The 17,418-nt window shown below is 66.5% G+C and carries 19 protein-coding genes and 1 pseudogene; 16 read left to right on the top strand and 4 right to left on the bottom strand.

Annotated features, from left to right (window positions below; translation table 11 throughout):
* The first annotated feature begins 4 nt into the window (after positions 1 to 4).
* From P9K36_RS10420 to P9K36_RS10375, 10 genes and pseudogenes are all read left to right on the top strand, one after another.
* Positions 5 to 865, top strand: a complete 861-nt coding sequence (locus P9K36_RS10420; protein WP_278307032.1) for an ABC transporter permease — start codon at positions 5 to 7, stop codon at positions 863 to 865.
* 87 nt (positions 866 to 952) lie between these two features.
* On the top strand, positions 953 to 1,948 hold the full coding sequence (locus P9K36_RS10415) for an ABC transporter substrate-binding protein (protein ID WP_278307031.1): 996 nt from the start codon (positions 953 to 955) through the stop codon (positions 1,946 to 1,948).
* Positions 1,949 to 2,127: 179 nt separating this feature from the next.
* Positions 2,128 to 2,427 carry a hypothetical protein gene (locus P9K36_RS10410; RefSeq protein WP_278307030.1) on the top strand — a complete coding sequence of 100 codons (300 nt, stop codon included), beginning with the start codon at positions 2,128 to 2,130 and terminating at the stop codon, positions 2,425 to 2,427.
* 371 nt (positions 2,428 to 2,798) lie between these two features.
* Positions 2,799 to 3,389, top strand: a complete 591-nt coding sequence (locus tag P9K36_RS10405) for a cytochrome P460 family protein (protein WP_278307029.1) — start codon at positions 2,799 to 2,801, stop codon at positions 3,387 to 3,389.
* A 492-nt stretch (positions 3,390 to 3,881) separates the two neighbouring features.
* Positions 3,882 to 4,331, top strand: a complete 450-nt coding sequence (gene msrB, locus P9K36_RS10400) for a peptide-methionine (R)-S-oxide reductase MsrB (protein ID WP_278307028.1) — start codon at positions 3,882 to 3,884, stop codon at positions 4,329 to 4,331.
* A complete protein-coding gene (msrA, locus tag P9K36_RS10395) occupies positions 4,328 to 4,831 on the top strand; it encodes a peptide-methionine (S)-S-oxide reductase MsrA (RefSeq protein ID WP_278307027.1) in 504 nt (167 codons plus the stop codon). The genes msrB and msrA overlap by 4 nt, the downstream gene beginning before the upstream one ends.
* A gap of 807 nt (positions 4,832 to 5,638) precedes the next feature.
* Positions 5,639 to 5,833, top strand: a complete 195-nt coding sequence (locus P9K36_RS10390; protein WP_278307026.1) for a hypothetical protein — start codon at positions 5,639 to 5,641, stop codon at positions 5,831 to 5,833.
* Positions 5,830 to 6,333: a DUF417 family protein gene (locus tag P9K36_RS10385; protein WP_278307025.1), complete on the top strand. Its 504-nt coding sequence runs from the start codon at positions 5,830 to 5,832 to the stop codon at positions 6,331 to 6,333. Before P9K36_RS10390 ends, P9K36_RS10385 begins: the two co-directional genes overlap by 4 nt.
* Before the next feature lie 148 nt (positions 6,334 to 6,481).
* Positions 6,482 to 6,607 (top strand): annotated as a pseudogene (locus P9K36_RS10380) (IS3 family transposase); the annotation flags it as partial.
* Between the two features lie 448 nt (positions 6,608 to 7,055).
* Positions 7,056 to 7,736 carry a haloacid dehalogenase type II gene (locus tag P9K36_RS10375; protein ID WP_278307276.1) on the top strand — a complete coding sequence of 227 codons (681 nt, stop codon included), beginning with the start codon at positions 7,056 to 7,058 and terminating at the stop codon, positions 7,734 to 7,736.
* A 233-nt stretch (positions 7,737 to 7,969) separates the two neighbouring features.
* Here P9K36_RS10375 and eno read toward each other — a convergent pair whose 3' ends face one another.
* From eno to P9K36_RS10355, 4 genes are all read right to left on the bottom strand, one after another.
* Positions 7,970 to 9,295 carry a phosphopyruvate hydratase gene (eno, locus tag P9K36_RS10370; protein ID WP_278307024.1) on the bottom strand — a complete coding sequence of 442 codons (1,326 nt, stop codon included), beginning with the start codon at positions 9,293 to 9,295 and terminating at the stop codon, positions 7,970 to 7,972.
* On the bottom strand, positions 9,292 to 10,275 hold the full coding sequence (locus P9K36_RS10365) for a phosphotransferase (protein ID WP_278307023.1): 984 nt from the start codon (positions 10,273 to 10,275) through the stop codon (positions 9,292 to 9,294). Before P9K36_RS10365 ends, eno begins: the two co-directional genes overlap by 4 nt.
* Positions 10,276 to 10,748: 473 nt before the next feature.
* Positions 10,749 to 11,000 (bottom strand): hypothetical protein, encoded by a 252-nt coding sequence (locus tag P9K36_RS10360; RefSeq protein ID WP_278307022.1) that lies wholly within the window; start codon positions 10,998 to 11,000, stop codon positions 10,749 to 10,751.
* Between the two features lie 114 nt (positions 11,001 to 11,114).
* Positions 11,115 to 12,059, bottom strand: coding sequence for an AraC family transcriptional regulator (locus tag P9K36_RS10355; protein WP_278307275.1), 945 nt, complete (start codon positions 12,057 to 12,059; stop codon positions 11,115 to 11,117).
* Positions 12,060 to 12,274: 215 nt separating this feature from the next.
* Between P9K36_RS10355 and P9K36_RS10350 the strand changes: the two genes are divergently transcribed.
* The 6 genes from P9K36_RS10350 to P9K36_RS10325 are packed head-to-tail and all read left to right on the top strand — an operon-like array spanning position 12,275 to position 17,416.
* On the top strand, positions 12,275 to 12,952 hold the full coding sequence (locus P9K36_RS10350) for a cytochrome b/b6 domain-containing protein (RefSeq protein ID WP_278307021.1): 678 nt from the start codon (positions 12,275 to 12,277) through the stop codon (positions 12,950 to 12,952).
* Positions 12,949 to 13,722, top strand: a complete 774-nt coding sequence (locus tag P9K36_RS10345) for a molybdopterin-dependent oxidoreductase (RefSeq protein WP_278307020.1) — start codon at positions 12,949 to 12,951, stop codon at positions 13,720 to 13,722. The genes P9K36_RS10350 and P9K36_RS10345 overlap by 4 nt, the downstream gene beginning before the upstream one ends.
* Positions 13,719 to 14,249 carry a hypothetical protein gene (locus tag P9K36_RS10340; protein ID WP_278307019.1) on the top strand — a complete coding sequence of 177 codons (531 nt, stop codon included), beginning with the start codon at positions 13,719 to 13,721 and terminating at the stop codon, positions 14,247 to 14,249. Before P9K36_RS10345 ends, P9K36_RS10340 begins: the two co-directional genes overlap by 4 nt.
* A gap of 19 nt (positions 14,250 to 14,268) precedes the next feature.
* Positions 14,269 to 15,012, top strand: coding sequence for a DUF2064 domain-containing protein (locus P9K36_RS10335; RefSeq protein ID WP_278307018.1), 744 nt, complete (start codon positions 14,269 to 14,271; stop codon positions 15,010 to 15,012).
* Positions 15,009 to 16,367 (top strand): glycosyltransferase 87 family protein, encoded by a 1,359-nt coding sequence (locus tag P9K36_RS10330; protein WP_278307017.1) that lies wholly within the window; start codon positions 15,009 to 15,011, stop codon positions 16,365 to 16,367. The genes P9K36_RS10335 and P9K36_RS10330 overlap by 4 nt, the downstream gene beginning before the upstream one ends.
* Positions 16,364 to 17,416 carry a radical SAM protein gene (locus P9K36_RS10325; protein ID WP_278307016.1) on the top strand — a complete coding sequence of 351 codons (1,053 nt, stop codon included), beginning with the start codon at positions 16,364 to 16,366 and terminating at the stop codon, positions 17,414 to 17,416. Before P9K36_RS10330 ends, P9K36_RS10325 begins: the two co-directional genes overlap by 4 nt.
* Positions 17,417 to 17,418: the final 2 nt, after the last annotated feature.

The raw sequence follows: 17,418 nt of genomic DNA, 5'->3' as shown, positions 1-17,418 counted from the left end.
CGCCATGACAGATGCCGCCTATCCGACCGTGACCGAGACGACGCCGCCGGCGGACGCGCCGCCGGTCCTCGCGCGACGAACCCATCCCTCGAGAGCGTACGCGGGGCGGTTGATACCCCTACTGCCGGGGCTGGCGTTGCTCGCCTTCTGGCAATGGTCCTCGGGACGCCTCGTCCGCGAGATCTACGTCAGCAAACCCACTGCCGTGGTGGCACGACTCTACGAGCTGTTCGCCTCGGGCGAGATCTACCCGCATCTCTGGACGACCGCCCAGGAACTCGTCCTGGGCTACACGATCGGCGTCGCCGGGGGCGTGGCGGCGGGCTATGCGCTGGGGCGCTCGCCGCGGCTCGCGCGGATATTCGAGCCCTACGTGATGGCCTTCTACGGCATCCCGAAGATCGCGCTGGCGCCCCTGTTCATCATCTGGTTCGGGATCGGCATGGGCTCGAAGATCGCGCTCGCGGCGATCATGGTGTTCTTCCTGGTCTTCTACAACGTCTACACGGGCGTACGCGGCGTCGACCGGGAGCTCGTCAACCTGACCCTGGTAATGGGCGCCAACCAGCGTCAGCTCACGCGACACGTCTACCTGCCGGCGGCGGCGCCCTTCGTGATGCTGGGGATGCGGCTGGCGATCCCCTACAGCGTCATCGGGGTGATCGTCGGCGAATTCACCTCGGCGACGCAGGGGCTCGGCCTGTTCATCCACGAGGCGTCCTCGACCTACGATCCGGCCGGGGTTTTCGCCGGGATCGCGATCCTGCTCGCCTTCGTCGTGGGTGCGGGTTTTCTCGCCGGCCGCCTCGAACGTCGGCTCCTTCGCTGGCGCACGCTCTCCGGAGCGGGTCCGAGCGAGATCTGAACTCCGCCATTCCGTCATGGCCCCAGGATGGGAGTACGCTGAATGCGCAGCATCGTTGATGGGATGCGGGCCCTGGCCCTCGGCGCGATGCTCCTGCTGCCGCCGCATCCGGCCGGAGCCCAGGAAGTCGTGCGCATCGGCCTCGGCGCCCCGACCCTGAGCTTCCTCCCGATCTGGGCCGCGCGGGCGCTCGACACCTTCAAACCGCAGGGGCTGACCGCTACCGTCGCCGCGTTACCGGGCGGCGACGCCTCGGCACTGGCCGCCCTCGACTCCGGCGACATCGACCTCGCGGCAGTCGGGACCGATGCGGTACTCCGGGCCGTGGCCAAGGGCCAGCCGTTCGAGATGGTCGACACCCTGATGTCGAAGGTGACGCTCCAGCTCGTAGCGTCGCCCGCCTACCTGAAACGGGCCGGCGTGACGGCGTCCGACCCCCTGGCGAAGCGGCTTGCCGCGTTGAAGGGCGCGACGGTAGGCGTGACCTCCCTCGCAGGCGTGCAGGAGAACGCTGCCCGTTGGCTGGCGGCCAAGGGTGGGCTCGACCCCAAGACGGGTGTCAAAGTCGCACAGGTAGGCAGCCCGGTCGCCGTGCAGGCTGCCCTCGAGGTCGGGCGGATCGACGCCTTCGTCCTCTCGCCGCCCGAGGGCTACAATGCCGTGATGGCGGGGACGGGCGTCGTCCTCGTTTCGTTGGGCGAGGAGTTCTCTCTGCTCGCCGATCAGCCGTATCTCGTCCTCGTGGCTAAGAAGCCGATCGAGGCTAGAACGGCCGACCTGATCACGAAGACAATTCGCGCCATGCAGGCGGCGAGCCGCTCGGTCATTGACGCGCCGGAGGAGACGGCTGCCGCGATCCGGGGGCGGTTCTTCCCGAAGGCGGACCAGGCTTCGATCGCGGCGTCCATCAAGGCGATGACGAGCGGCGTGACGGGCGGCGGCCGCCTCGACGCGGGTAACGTCGGCAACGCACTGGTCTTCGCCAAGGAGCTCGGGGCAGCGTACGGCAAGGAGATCGATGCGAAAGCCTCGGAAGGCGAACTCTGGACCAACCGCTTCGTCGAAGCCGCGCGTGCGAATTGACGTGGCCGCCCGACCGACGGCATCGATATCGGCTTCGACTGGTCGGCGACCTTCCACTCCGACCGCTTCGCAGACGTCCGCCGCGGCGAGTTAACGATGCGGTATGAACGCGTTCAAACAGAGATCGCGCGACAAGAGAAGCGCGTCTCCTCGCCGAACCACCGGCTACGATCCGAGCCATGGTCGACATCCCGAACGAGCGCGATCCCCGCTTTCCTGCAATCCTGAGCGATGAGCACCATCAGGCCGCTTCGGCTTTCACCCCGGAGAGCTTGCTCCGTGAGGCGCGTCGCCAGAAGAACGTCGCCGAAGTGCCGATCCCGGATCTCTGCGTCCTCGATCCGGACGGCGACATCGTCCGTCACCTGCGAGCGACACCAGGACCGCGAGCGACCGCGTGGCACGAGGCGTTCCTAAGCGTACCGGGAAAGTTCCGAGCCATGCCTGAAGACACCGAATTTTTTCGGTCCCAGACGTAACTCATCTTATTTCATCATTGGACGCACGGGATGTGAAACCGCATAGACTATGGGGAACAGCTGGGAGTAGCCACCCGAAAGCTCGAGATGGCAACGCAGTTTGCTCTGACGTCAGAAATATTCTGCGCGGTTATGATTATCATTCGACACGCTCATTTCCACCGGCCGACCGGATGTGGCCTCTACGGATCGAAGACGACGCGGATCCAAGACGACGCCAGGAAGCGTCCAAGCACCGGCGTTGCGCGCAGCGCCGCCGTGGCGATGAGACCGACGGACACGACCGACGTTCCGGCGGAGACGTTGCCGCCACGCCGGGAATTCCGGGGCCTCGACCGAGCCGTCCGACCGTACGATGATGGAGCAGTTCGATGACAAGATCCGGCGTGTTCTCGGCATTCGTACTATTGGGTGGCGTCATGGGATTGTTGGGATGGTCACAGTCGCGCCCGGCCGCCCAGACTGCATCGTGTTATAAGCCCGAGTATACGGCGTCGGGTGATTTGATGCTGCCAAAGAATTTCGAGCGCTGGATCTATCTAGGGTCTCCACTGACGCCGAACGCCCTGAATGATGGCAAGGCGAATTTCCCGGAATTTCACAATGTCTACATGGAGACCTGCGCTTACGACGAATACAAGCGCACGAAGGTGTTCCCCGAAGGGACAATCTTGTTCAAGGAACTTCAGCTGACACAGAGTAAAGAGAATCCCGACGGATCGAGAACCGAACCATCCGGTCGGGGCTTCTTTCCGGGCAAGCTCAACGGTGCCGATGTGACGGTCAAGGATACGAAGCGCTATGCCGAATCCGGCGGTTGGGGGTACTACAATTTCAACCATCACGAACCGAAGGCGATGACCGCGAAGGTCAAATCCACTTCGGAGTGCGCTTACTGCCACATCGCCAGCGCCAAGAAGGACGAGGTCTGGACGCAATTCTACCCCAGGCTCGACGATTGACGGGCATCTCCGGGTCTCACATCTCCGGTTCGGGCCTAAGCGGGCCGCAGTGTGGCTCGCGGAGGCGGTCCGACGAGCGACCACGCTCCATTTGATCGGCCTGCGGATCGACATGGCGATTTCGCGCCGCGGCGTGTCGAGGGGGCGTTGCAAATCGCGGCCGACGAGGCGATCACGCGCGAGCTCTGCCTGCCGGCACCCCGGTCGGAAGAGCTCCTTCTCCAGCTTCGCGGGCGAACGGGCCCGCCCGTCGCCGCTGGAACACGAGCGGCACGCCCTCCGGCGGCCCGACTTTGAATACCGGATCAACTGTTCGGCGGGCGACCTCTAGACTATTCGACCAAGCCTGTGCAGGCGCGAACTTTTCGGGTATGCGAACGGCGCGAATTGCACGCGTCGTTTCTGATTTCGGCCGCAGCGCCCGGCCGGACAGGCTCGAATCGCGACGCCCGCAGGCCCGATCACCGTCTTGGCCGGCAAAGGACGAGCATCATGGCAGCGTACAGCAAGACTCCAGAAGCCGTCGCAGCGCTTACACCGGAGCAATACCGCGTCACTCAGAAGAGCGGAACGGAGCGCCCCGGAACAGGTGCGCTCCTTCACAACAAGGAACCCGGCATCTACGTCGACATCGTGTCCGGCGAGCCGCTGTTCGCCAGCTCCGCCAAGTACGAGTCCGGTTGTGGTTGGCCGAGCTTCACCAAGCCGATCGACCCCGCCCACGTGAACGAGCTCAGCGACGCGTCGCACGGCATGGTCCGCACCGAGGTCCGGTCCACGTACGGGGACAGCCATCTCGGCCACGTGTTCAACGACGGCCCGCGCGACCGCGGCGGCTTGCGCTACTGCATCAACTCGGCGGCCCTTCGGTTCGTGCACCGGGACGACATGGAGGCGCAGGGCTACGGCGCCTACCTGCCTCAGGTGGAGACGATAAGATGAGTATCGAACGCGCAGTTCTGGCCGGCGGCTGCTTCTGGGGCATGCAGGATCTGATCCGCAAGCAGCCGGGGGTGGTCTCGACCCGGGTCGGCTACACGGGTGGGGACGTTCCGCACGCGACTTACCGCAACCACGGCACGCATGCGGAGGGGATCGAGGTCACGTTCGATCCGGAGCGGACCAGCTTTCGCAACGTGCTGGAATTCTTCTTCCAGATTCACGATCCGACCACGCTCAACCGTCAGGGCAACGACCGCGGCCTGAGCTATCGGTCCGCCATCTTCTACACGAGCCCCGAACAGAAGAGGGTCGCCGAGGACACCATCGCGGATGTCGACGCGTCGGGCCTCTGGCCGGGCAAGGTCGTGACCGAGATCGCGCCGGTCGGCGACTTCTGGGAGGCCGAGCCCGCGCACCAAAACTACTTGGAGAGGATTCCGAACGGCTACACCTGCCACTTCGTCCGACCGGAGTGGAAAATCCCCCGTCGGGCCGAGTAGGGCGATGGCGAACGCACCGTAGTGGGCGACTCGGTTCTCTGGGGGAGGGCCCTTGCGATACGGGCCGCCCGTCGCGCGGAAAGATGTGGGTCTGTATCCCGTGCACGATGTTCTGCGGACATTGCGGCGAGTGTACAGGATTGGGAGGGACGGCCGAGAGTGTCGCTTCAACGTCTGCCACTCTAAAACCGCAGGAATAAGCCGAGGTATCTCGATCCCGTTCTGCTCTCGCGCTTGCAGTGAGCCTGGGTGATCGCCTGGCACATCCTGCTGCCGACCTTCATCGTCGGGCTCGCCTCCTACTGGAGTGAATCCCTTTGGGTGGGCACGGTCAGGCGGCGGTTTTGATCGTGTTTTGGACGTGTCGTTCCTCGAACTGCACGGGGCTCAGATCAACTGCCCGAGCGATGTAGCCGAGAGGGCATTTCCGACCTCGGATCGCCGCCTCCTCAAGCCCGAGATGCTGGACGAGGCGGCACACACCCGCGAACCACCGGAACGGGGGCGCCGGCCGGGGCGACGGTTCGAAGCAATACCTCAAGCCGCGACGGATCAAGGACCGTTCCTGCCGCGACGTCGGCATCTTACCGATCGTGCACAGCGCTCGGATCTGCGCTCCTCAGCCTGAGGGCTAGGGTAAAAGGGATCTCCAACGATAGCGCCGCTCGGGCGACGGGGGGAGCCGCCACCATCCACGTGGTGTTTGGGACGGGTTCCTCGAGGGCTGAGCCATCCGAGCAAAACAGAAGCGCAGTCCGTCGCGGCGTCGAACCCGCCTGATACCGGTCACGTCCATGCCGCCGAGGAATGAAACTCATCACTCCAGCCTTCCTGCCATTGATGGGCCGCGAGAGGCATAACGGATTCGTGGCGCGGGTGGCGGCGATTGGCCTCTTCAAACAGCCCGATCCCGCGGTTCTGGCGACACGGGCCCGCGGACCCGCAGAAGCCTTGCGGCGGAATGGCGGCGTGCCGCTGCCAGACGACTATGAGGTGACATGATGGACACCGCTAGACCATTGTTTTCGATAGCCGAACGCGGCACCGGTTCGTTGTCATTGCTTGGAATGTTGAGATGGGCGCTGGTAATAATATTCTTATGGTTTGGGGGAATGAAGTTTACGGCCTATGAGGCAGCGGGGATCGCGCCATTTATCGCTAATAGCTACCTGATGAGTTGGCTTCACACGCTGTTCGGAATCGCTGGAGCGAGTATGGTCATCGGGGTGCTGGAGCTGTCGACGGCCGCCGCGCTCATAGCGGGGGCCTTCAATCCAGCGCTTTCCGCACTCGGGGCGGCAATGTCGACCCTGACATTCCTGTCGACCCTCAGCTTCTTTGTGAGCACACCTGGCGTGGCCGAAGAGACAGCTGGTGGTTTTCCCGCAATTTCCGCGGCGCCGGGACAGTTCCTATTGAAAGACGTGGTCCTTTTGGCGGCGTCATTGTGCCTTCTATTCGCATCCGTGCGCAATCCGTGGCTGACACGGGCGAGGCTTTGAGCCTTCGACAGTGGGAGCCGGAAACGCCGGAGATACACCGGACTCGGGATTGCTGCAGCACACTTCGATCATGGCCGGGGAAATGACCTGACCGGCTGGCTTTGGACCAGGCTGACGAGAGGATCGGCCTGGACCAGAGGAGTTGGGGATGAAGCGAGGACAGAAGTCGAGTGCGGAGCAGGTCGTGCTGATGCTGCACCAGCTCAAGGTACAGACAGCGCAAGGCAAGAGCATCGCCCGCGCTTGCAAGGAGGCGAACGTTTCCGAGCAGAGTGACGACGAGTGCGTGCGCCACGCGATCTTCTACTCACTGAGCTCGACTTTGGCCGTTTGCGGCGGATCGAGTGGGCCGAGGAGGCAGGCGTGAGGGTAGGCTGGTGGCGTCCCCACCAAGAGGCACCGCCATGCTGCCCCTGCCTGCCCGCTTCGCCGGGATCATCCTGGCGTTCGCACCGCTGTTCGTCGACCGTTCGTGGCGCGATGCTCAGCCGCAGGGCGATGCTCCAGAGAGCCGCCGAGGCCAAGAAGGTCGACCTCAGGGAGGCGAAACAGGGCTTCCTGCGACAGGCCGGGATCGCCCGCTTCGGCACAGGGAAGGAAGTCGCGGACCTGATGGCATTCGCCGTCTCCCCCGCGGCGCACTGGATGACCGGGACCGTGCTCCGGATGGATGGCGGACAGGTCAGGTCGGTCTGCGTTCAGTCTCACACTTCCAGGAGGCCATGATGTCCACGCCTGATGTCCTGATCGGCGCCCGCGCCGTCGTCTTCGATGCCTACGGCACCTTGCTCGATGTCCATTCCGCCGTGCAGCGCCATGCCGGCTCGGTCGGGCCCGACGCGATGGCGCTGTCGGACACCTGGCGCCAGAAGCAACTCGAGTATTCCTGGGTGCTCTCGCTGTGTGGCCGGTACACGGCGTTCTGGACATTGACGGAGCGGGCGCTCGATTACGCCTTGGCCCGTCATCCGAACGTGAACCCGTCCTTGAGGCCGGCCCTTCTGGAGGCCTACCGAAGACTGGACGCCTATCCGGAAGCATCATCGACCCTGGACGCACTTCGGGCGAGAGGGTTCAAGACCGGCATTTTATCCAACGGCGACACGGCGATGCTCGACATGGCGGTTCGAAGCGCGGCGCTTCGCGATCACCTCGACGCGGTGCTGTCGGTCGACCCCGCCGGGGTCTTCAAGACGAGCCCGCGCGCCTACGATCTCGCGCCCGAGCGGCTGGGGGTCGACAGACGGGAGATCGTGTTCGTATCGTCCAATCGATGGGATGTGGCTGGAGCGGCGGCCTACGGCTTCACGCCGGTGTGGGTGAACCGCACGCGTCAGCCGGAGGAGTATCCCGACCTTGCACCGGTGGAGGTGATCGACAACCTCGACGCGCTCCTCAGGTGAACACGGTGGCGATGCACGAACGTTTCGAAGGGGCTTGGCATCAGGGAGCGTTTTACGATCCCGGCGCACCCGTTCCGGAAAGTCACTTGGGAGGTTGGAGGTCGGAAAGGCCGACGTCTCTGATCCAAGTGAAACGGAACGCTACGTCGCATCCGCTTTCGACATCGATCGATCGGAAGCATTCGGATTACTTCTGACGTGAATTTGTCGTTCCTCGTCGCGGCCGAGCGCCGTCAGTCCGAAGACGGCACGCCAAGTTCGCGATAAGGGATGGTTTCCCGGAACGCCAGGGCCGACCAACCCACGAACACCGCCTCCTTCCCCATACTCTCCTCGATGCGCAGCATCTCGTTCCACTTGGCCATGCGCTCCGACCGGGAGTAGGATCCGACTTTGAACTGGCCGGCATCCCAGCCGACCGCCAGATGGGCGATGGTGGTGTCTTCCGTCTCGCCCGAGCGGGCTGACACGATGGTGCCGAAACCCGCCTCCCGGCCGGCGAGCAGGGCGGCATGGGCCTCCGTGACCGTGCCCGCCTGGTTCGGCTTGATCAGCACCGCGTTGGTCGAGCGATCGCAGGCCGCCCGCGTCACGCGCTCCGCGCTGGTCACCAGGAAATCGTCGCCGACGATCTGGCAGCGCTGGCCATAGCTTGCGGTGAAGGCCCGGAACCCCTCGGTGTCGTCCTCGGCCACGGGATCTTCGACGGACACGATGGGATACGCCCGCAGCCAGCGTCCGAGCATGTCGATCATCTCGCCCGTGTCCAGCTTCCGGCCATCGAGCGCCAGAGAGTAGACGCCGGCTCGACCGAACTCGGACGCCGCGACGTCGAGGGAGATCGCCACGTCGGCGCCCGGTTTGAAGCCCGCGGCTTCGATCGCCAGCACGAGCGTGTCCAAGGCCTCCTCGTTCGAGACGAAGACAGGCCAGTATCCGCCCTCGTCCGCAACGCCCTGGAGCTTGCCAGCCTTGCGCATCAGGTCACCGGCTGCGCGATAGATCTCGGCCGTCCAGTCCAGGGCCTCGGCGAACGAGGTCGCACTGGGGCACATCACCATGAAGTCCTGAACGTCGACGCGCCGTTCAGCATGGGCCCCACCCCCGAAGATCTGGATTTCCGGAAGCGGGATGCGCACCCGCTGCGCTCCGGCTAGGAGCTTCCAGACCGGAAGGCCGGCGGCGCGGGCGTGCGCGTGCAGCACGGCCATGGATGTCGCGACGATGGCGTTGCCACCCAGCCGCGACTTGTCGGGCGTGCCGTCCAGCGCGATCATGGCGCCGTCGATCGCCGGAAGATCGCTGGCATCCATGCCGACCAGGGCGCGCGCGATCGGCCCGTTCACGTTGCCGATCGCGCGGCGCACGTCGAGACCGCCGAAGGCTTCGCCTGCGTCGCGCAGGTCGACCGCTTCGCCCGAGCCGGTGGACGCCCCCGCCGGCGCGATGGCGCGACCGACGGCGCGACCGCCCGACGTGACCTCGACCTCGACGGTGGGCCGACCACGGGAGTCCCAAACGCGGCGTCCGTGCACGGCCGTGATGGTCAGGTCGGTCACTGCAAGATCTCCTTCGCCCAATGGCATCGAATATGGGACAGCCGCTGCGGACGGTTCACGATCAGGTGACGAGCCGTTCGCCGGACGCAGTCCCGATCGACCTCCCTGGTGATGTACTCGACGGGCGACTTCCCATCGACGCGGCCGAGGAATAGCGCCGGCAGAAGCCTCGCCGCGCGCGCCTCCAAGCTCTCGGGCGCCTCCCACCGCACGCCGGAGAGGTAGGAGGCCGCCAGGGCGTCGAAGCAGGCGAGATACTGCGCCGCGTGCTGCCGCTTCCAGACGCACTTAAGGAGCAGGTGGTTGAGGCAGAACGCCAAGTCGAAGGCTGGCTCGCCGTACCAGGCGCACTCGGCGTCGAGCAGCACGGGTCCGGCCGGACCGACGAGGATGTTCTTCGGGCTGACGTCGCCGTGCACCAGGACGAGCTTGCGCTCGATCGTCTCCCGGGAGAGCGAGCAGAGCTCCTCCGCGAGGTCGCCGTGCCGCCTCGCGGTCGACTCGAGATAGGGTTCCAGGCGGATGGCGTGGAACGTCTCGTCGTTGGCGAAGCGGCGTGCCACGTCGGCCGAACGGGCCGTCGCCTCGTGAACGGTGGCGATGGTCCGGCCGACCGCCGAGGCGAAAGCCGGCTTGGCCCGGCCGTCGCGAAGTTCGTCCTTCCAGATCGGATGGCTCTCGGGATCCAGATAGGTCATCGCGAACAAGCCCAAGGCGGGTTCGTGCACGAGGATGTCCGGCACGGCCTGTGGGACGGCACGCCGCGCCTCGACGAACCAGCCCACCTCGCTGGCATTGCGCGCGACCGGCACGTTCCATTCCTGTTCGACGCGCAGGCGAGCCAGCGCCTTCTTGACGACGAAGCTGCGCTCGCCGACCACCACCCGGAAGATGTCCGACGCGACCCCGCCGGTGAGAGGCAAGAGCCGCACCGGTTCGCCGAGTTTCACCAGTCCGGACCGGTTGATAAATTCGATCATCGTCGGGTCGACTACGGCCGGAGACGCCGCGCTGACATCCATGACGCGCCTCATCCATGTCGGCGTCCGAGCAGATCGCGCATAGCTACGCCGCTTCGCGTCCACACGCCAAGAGCGCGATCCCCGACAGCGCCGCGCAGGCTGACAACGATGCGTTCCGCACCCGCCCGTCCCGAGCCGCCAAGTCCGTTACGCGGTCGCAGGCGGTAGAAGTACTCGGCGTGACCCGTACCGCCGCGTCTAGCCTCGCGGCACACCAAACCTGGGCGCGGTGAATTTGGTTCGTGTCGGCGGACGCGCAAAGGCCGCCTATCCGCGTCGGCACCCAGCCAGGCCATCCAAAACGGACTTTCTCAACAAAACGAGCCGTAACAGACCTGCAAGCTAGAAAGCCACGAAGCGGACGTCGTGAGGGTCTTCAAGGGGTCGCAATCAGCCCCTCACTGTGAATACCAAGCTTCAGATTTCGACCACTAGCATCGCCGCAAACGCCGAGGAGGCCTCGCATCCAGACAGCGCACGATGACATGGGGATCGTGGACGACCTGCGCCCCATCGTAGACTGGTCCGACGGTCACGTCGGCCACCTCAAAGAAGCCGAACGCCTTGGCGAGCCCCATCGTGGCGATGGAGTCACTGGCTACCAGATTGATCTCGTCGGCGTGATCCAGGCGGTCGGAAATGGCGTTTACCGGCCGTCGCACCTGATTTGCACGATAGCGCACGCCGCCTAAGCTTCCGGGACCTTGCTGAAATCATGCAGATGGTGCTGGTCATCGGAGGTAGCACCTCATCCGATGCCTGTGCCAAATCCGACGGTTTTCCGATCCAGCATGAGTTTATCCGCTTTGGTCGACCCGGGACGCGATGTCGAACACCGTCTCCGGGACGAGTTCGGCGGCCTCCGCCGTGTCGGCATGAAGACCACGGTACGTGCTCGGATCATACCCATAAGCCGCCTTGAACGCGTGGGAGAAATAGCTTCGGCTAGCGTAACCCACACTCTCGGCAATGACTTTCACGGACATTGGCGACGTCCTCAGCAGCTGTGCCGCGAGCCGCAGGCGCACGCGGTGCAGGTACTCGATTGGCCCGTCGCCGAAGGTTGCGGAGAAGCGCTCGGCGAATGTGGAGCGGCTCATTCCGCAAACCGCTGCAAGGCTGCCGACCGTGTGAGGTGCGCCGGGAGTGTCAAGGATCGCAGCGACGGCGGGTACGAGACCGGGATCCCGCAATGCTTCGAAGATCGGCGACCGGGTGCCTTTCTCCTTCAGATGAACTCGGAGCAAGATAGTCAGACACTGCTTCATCAGTGCACTCGTCACTTCCAGCGTGCCGAGACCAGGGTGGACCAGTTCTTCGATCATGAACGCAAAGGCGTGCCGCAGCCGATCGTCGGCCGACAGGTCCTCGACCAACGCGCCATCCAGACGGTCGAAGAGCCCAAGAGCACCAGCGTAGTTGGCCGTGATCGAACCGCACGCCAGCAGGATGTCGCGACTTCCGTCGCCCGCCGTAAGCGCGACCAGCCCGCTAGGGAGAACTCTACGAGCCTCTTCGGCTGCGACCGTGCAGGCCGGCTCCTTAAACCCAAGGGAATGGGCTATCCCGGGAGGCGGGATGATCATGCAGTTCGGTCCGAAGGCGACAGGTGGTTGGTCTCCGACGTTAATTGTGCCGGAGCCCGTCAACACGTAGTGAATGAAGAGTGCATCCGCCGCTCCTTGCTTTGCCAGTCGCCATCCAGACTGAATTTCGCAAAATGCAAAGGCATGAACTTGCACATCCAGCGTGGAAGTAAGGCTAGCAAGTATGTCATTTGTCACTTCAACCGCGCCTCTCTACGTATTCTTAGAATAACACGTAAACCTAATGCGTCTCAACCGAAAGCGACGAGCAAGATGCGACCACACCATATGCTGCTCGAGCCGTGCCATCACTCAGCCCATGGCTGTATGTCTGGCACTTTTCGGAACTGCTGCCAGTGATGTCCGCCCCCATGGATACTCACGATGGCGTGACAGCGGAGGCCGCGGTGACGCGACCTAGGCTACATCCCTGGCCGGTGCGGATCATGCACTGGACGAACGCCGTGGCGATGGTCGTGCTGATCGGCTCCGGCTGGGGCATCTACGACGACTCCGTCATCATCCACGGCGTCTACTTTCCCAAGGCGATCCGGCTCGGCTCCTGGGCGGCCGAGAGCCTGCTCTGGCATTTCGCCGCCATGTGGCTGCTGGCCGCCAACGGCGGCGCCTATCTCGTGTACGGCGTCGCGACCGGGCGCCTGCGCGAGCGCCTCCTGCCGATCCGTCCGCGCGACATCGTGCAGACGCTGCGCGACACGCTGCGGCTCAAGCTCGCGCACGAGGATCTGACGACCTACAACGCCATTCAGAAGATCCTCTACATCGTCGCCATCCTGGCCGGCATCAGCCAGGTCGTCAGCGGCCTGGCCATCTGGAAGCCGGTGCAGTTCTCCGGTCTCGTCGCGCTGCTCGGCGGCTTCCAGGGCGCGCGCCTCATCCACTTCACAGGCATGGCGGTGCTGGCCGGCTTCCTCGTCATCCACGTCGCGCTCGCCCTGCTCGTGCCGCGAACGCTGTGGGCGATGCTGACCGGAGGTCCCGTCCGCCGCCCGGCCCTCCCGGCCGTGGCGCGGGAGGCGGCGCGATGAGATCGCCGTTCCGTCCCCGCACGGTGCCGGATCCCGGCATCCTCGACGATCACCGTCCCCTGGTGCGGCAGATCGAGCGGCGCGGTCTGCTGCGCGGCGGCCTGTCGCTCGGCGCGCTCACCCTGCTCACCGGCTGCGACGTGACCGACACGACCGCGGTCGGTCGGGCGCTGCGCGCGGTCTCCGACTTCAACGACGGCGTCCAGGTCGCGCTGTTCGATCCCCGCAAGCTCGCGCCCGAGTATCCCGCCTCCCAGGTCCTGAAGCCGCCGCGCTTCAACGCCTACTACGATGTCGAAGACGTCAAGCCGATCGACGGCGACGCGTGGCGGCTCGAGCTCGCCGGGTTGATCTCCGACAAGCGGCCCTGGACGCGCCGCCAGATCGCGGAAATGCCCGAGCGCGAGATCATCATACGCCACGTCTGCGTGGAGGGCTGGGACTACATCGGCCAGTGGTCGGGCGTGCCGCTCCGCGCCTTCCTGGAGCGCGTCGGCGCCGACCTCACCGCCAAGTACGTCGCCTTCAAGACGGCGGACGACTACCCGAGCAGCATCGACATGGCGACCGCGCTGCATCCGCAGACGCTGCTCGCGACCAAGTACGCCGGCGAGGAGCTGCCAGACCCGTACGGATATCCGCTGCGCCTGCGCATGGCGGTCAAACTCGGCTACAAGAACCCGAAGTGGATCACGGCGATCGAGGTGACCAACACCTATCCCGGCGGCTACTGGGAGAGCCGCGGCTTCAACTGGTTCGCCGGCCTATGAGCGCCCGCGCGTTTCCGTGCGCCTGTGGCGCCGTCCTGCTGACGCTGGCCCTCACCGGGTCGGGGCGGGCGCAGACGGCCGGTCCCTCGCCGGCCCCCGACCACATGCCGAAGCCCGGCATGACCGTCCCCGAGATGACGGGGCGCGCGGCCGACCGGTCTCCCCAGCCTGTGCGCGCCGGCGATTTGCCCGGCCGCTTCCTGCTCCAGCCAGAGGAATCCCAGCCCGTGCTCGGCCGCGTGACGGGGCTCGTCCGCCGCAACGACGGCGGCACCGACGTGGTCGTGCGTCTCGACGGCACCCTCGGGCTGGACTGGCTCGGCCTTCGATCAGTCGCCTGGAGCGGCTTCGGCCCCCGGCTCGTGGCGGTGCCGGTCGAGGCGGTGGCGCTCCTGGGTGAGTACGTCGCCCTGATGGGCCTGACGCCGGAGCGCCTGCAGGCGCTGCCGACCTTCGCGCCGGGCTCGGCCACCGAGATCCCGCCGGACGGGACGCTCCGCATCGGGATCGTCCGACCGTTTCACTGATCATGCAGGAGGCTTGGACATGGCACGAGGACCGACCTCCGGACCGACCGCCACCTGCGCGATCGGCGTGATGGCCAAGGCGCCGCGGAGCGGACGCTCCAAGACGCGGCTGTGTCCGCCGCTGACGCCGGAGCAGGCCGCGGGACTGAGCGCCGCATTCCTGCGCGACACGACCGCCAACATCCTGGAGGCCGCACGATCCGCGCCGATCGCCGCCTACGCGGCCTACGCGCCGCACGGCGCCGAGGCGCTGATCGTCCCCCATCTCGCACCCGGAACATACCTCGTCCTGGCGGATGGCAGCACGCCGGCACCTGCGACGGTTAAAGGCTTCGGCCGCTGCCTGCTGCAGGCCGTCGAAGGCATGCTCGCGCAGGGCCATGCGGCGGCCTGCGTGCTCAGCTCCGACATCCCGACGCTGCCGACGCGCCTCCTCGTCCAGGCAGCCGGGATCCTGCTCGCGCCGGGGGACCGGGCCGTGCTCGGCGCCTGCGACGACGGCGGCTACTACATCCTCGGCCTCAAGCAGGCCCATGCACGCCTGTTCGCCGACATCGCCTGGAGCACCGACACCGTCGCGGCCGCCACCCGCGCCCGGGCGCGCGAGATCGGCCTCGCCCTCGTCGAGCTGGAGCCCTGGTACGACGTCGACGACGCGGCCTCGCTCGCCCGACTCTCCGCCGACTGGACCGGCTACGCCGCCCCGACGACGCGCGCGGTCCTGGCGCGGTTGACGGAGACGTCGGAGGCCGTGCCGGCATGACCCGGCTTCTCGCCAGCCCCATGCGCCGGCTCGCGGCTCTCGGCCTCGCGCTGCTGTCCGTGAATGTCGGCGCGCTCGCGATCCACCTGCCTGGCGCCGACACGGTCGGCTCGGTCACCCGCGCAAACGTCTTCGTCGGCGTGGTCGCGGTCGGGCTCGGGCTCTACCTCCTCGCCGTGCGCCTCGTGCTGCGGGAGCGACTGCCGCGCGCCGCCCTGTGGACGATCCTCGGCGTCGCCGTGCTGATGCGGGCCGCGCTGCTGCCGGCGCCGCCATTTCTCTCGAGCGACATCTACCGCTACGTCTGGGACGGGAAGGTCCAGGCCGCCGGGATCAACCCCTACCGCTACATCCCGGCCGATCCAGCCCTCGAACGGCTGCGCGATCCGGCGGTCTACCCGCTGATCAACCGGAAAGACTACGCCCGCACGATCTACCCGCCCGCGGCGCAGCTGGTTTTCGCCGCCGTGGGCCGTGTCTCGCACGGCGTCACCGGAATGAAGCTCGCGATGCTGGGCTTCGAGGCCCTGGGCGTGCTGGCGATGCTCGCGGTCCTGCGCGACGCCGGCCTGCCGTCGGCCCGCATCCTGATCTACGCGTGGAATCCGCTGGCCCTGTGGTCCTTCGCCTGCGACGGGCATGTCGACGCCGTGGCGATCGGGCTCCTCGGCCTGGCGCTGCTCGCCCGCCGCCGCCACCGCTACGGGCTCGCGGGCGCACTCCTGGGCGCGGCGACACTGGTGAAGCTGCTGCCCGTCGTGGTCGCGCCAGCCTTCGTGCGCGGCGGCCGGCTGTGGCGGCCGATGCTCATCGGGGCGGCGGCGATCGCCGTCCTGTATCTGCCCTACCTCGCCGCCGGCCGGGACATGCTCGGCTTCGCCGGGGGCTACGGGGCCGAGGAGGGCTACGACACCGGTGCGGGCTACTGGCTGATCGCCGGGCTCGGCCATCTCGGGCTCAGCCCTCCGGACCTGCTGCGGACCTATCTGGTCTGCGCCGGCCTGACGCTCGCCGCGCTCGCGCTCCGAATCGCCTTCGGCCAGGACCGGCAGAGCGTGCCCGACGCCGTCGCGCTGTGCCGCGATGCCGGGATCCTGGCCGCCCTCACCACCTGCGCGGCGAGCCCGCACTACGCCTGGTACTACCCCTGGCTGGCGCTCCCCGCGGTGGTCGCGCCAACCCCGGTGATCATCTGGCTCGGCTCGGCGCCGATCGTGTTCCTGATCGATCCGTTCAACGACCGCTTCCTCTGGCCGTCGCTGGTCTTCGTCCCGGCCCTCGTCCTGGCCGCCCGCGCGCTGTGGCAGGCCCGCACCGCACCCCTCGACGCCCTTCCGGAAGGAACCGCCCCATGACGGCCTCAGCCGCCCTGAAGGATCCGCGCCGCTACTTCGAGGCGATCGGTGCCGACCGCGCCTCCGAGGCCGTAGCACCGCCGGTCTGCCTCTATCTGGAGGTCACGAACCGCTGCAACCTGCTGTGCGAGACCTGCCCGCGTACCTTCGAGACCCTGGAGCCCCCGGCCGACATGAGCTGGGCGCTGTTCACCCGGATCGTCGACCAAGTGCCAAACGTCGCCCGGGTCGTGCTCCACGGAGTCGGCGAGCCGATGCTGGTGAAGGACCTGCCGCGGATGGTCCGCTACCTGAAGGACCGCGGCACCTACGTCCTGTTCAACACCAACGGCACCCTGATGCAGCCGAAGCGCTTCCAGGAGCTGATCGACACCGGGCTCGACGAGTTGCGCGTCTCCCTCGACGCCGCCGACCGGGCCTCCTACCGCAGGGTGCGCGGCAAGAACTTCTTCGACCGGATCGTGCGCGACGTCGGCAAGTTCGTCGCGTTCCAGAAGGCGGCCGGCGCCACGACGCCCCGGGTCTCGCTCTGGCTCACGGGCCTCAAGGAGACCGTGGACCAGCTCCCGGCCTTCGTCCGGCTCGCGGCCGAGATGGGGGTCGCCGAGGTCCATCTCCAGCGCCTCGTCTTCGACGAGGCCGGGTACGGCATGGCCCGCGCCGACCTGTCGCTGTTCGAGAGCGCGCGGGCCGGCGAGGCCGCGGCGATCGCGGCGGCTCAGGCGATCGGGCAAAAGCTCGGCGTGACGCTCGACGCCTCGGGTGCGACCGAGCCCGGGGTCAGTCTCAAGCGACAGGAGGACCGGGCCTGGGCCACGTGCCGCCGGCCCTGGTCGCTGATGTACTTCACGGCCCACGGACGGGCACTGCCCTGCTGCATCGCGCCGTTCTCGGTGCGCGGCTATTCCAACTACACGCTGGGCGACGCGACGCAGGCCACGCTCCGGGAGATCTGGAACGGCGCGGCCTATCGCGATTTCCGCACCGCCCTCCTGTCCGACGCGCCGCCGGCTCCGTGCCGGAACTGCGGCCTGCGGTGGAGCCTCTGAGC

Source organism: Methylobacterium sp. 391_Methyba4, from assembly GCF_029691625.1.
In the GTDB taxonomy this organism is placed as follows: Bacteria; Pseudomonadota; Alphaproteobacteria; order Rhizobiales; family Beijerinckiaceae; genus Methylobacterium; species Methylobacterium fujisawaense.
Note: the sequence above shows the minus strand (reverse complement) of the source record. Positions and strands in the feature narration are given on the sequence as shown.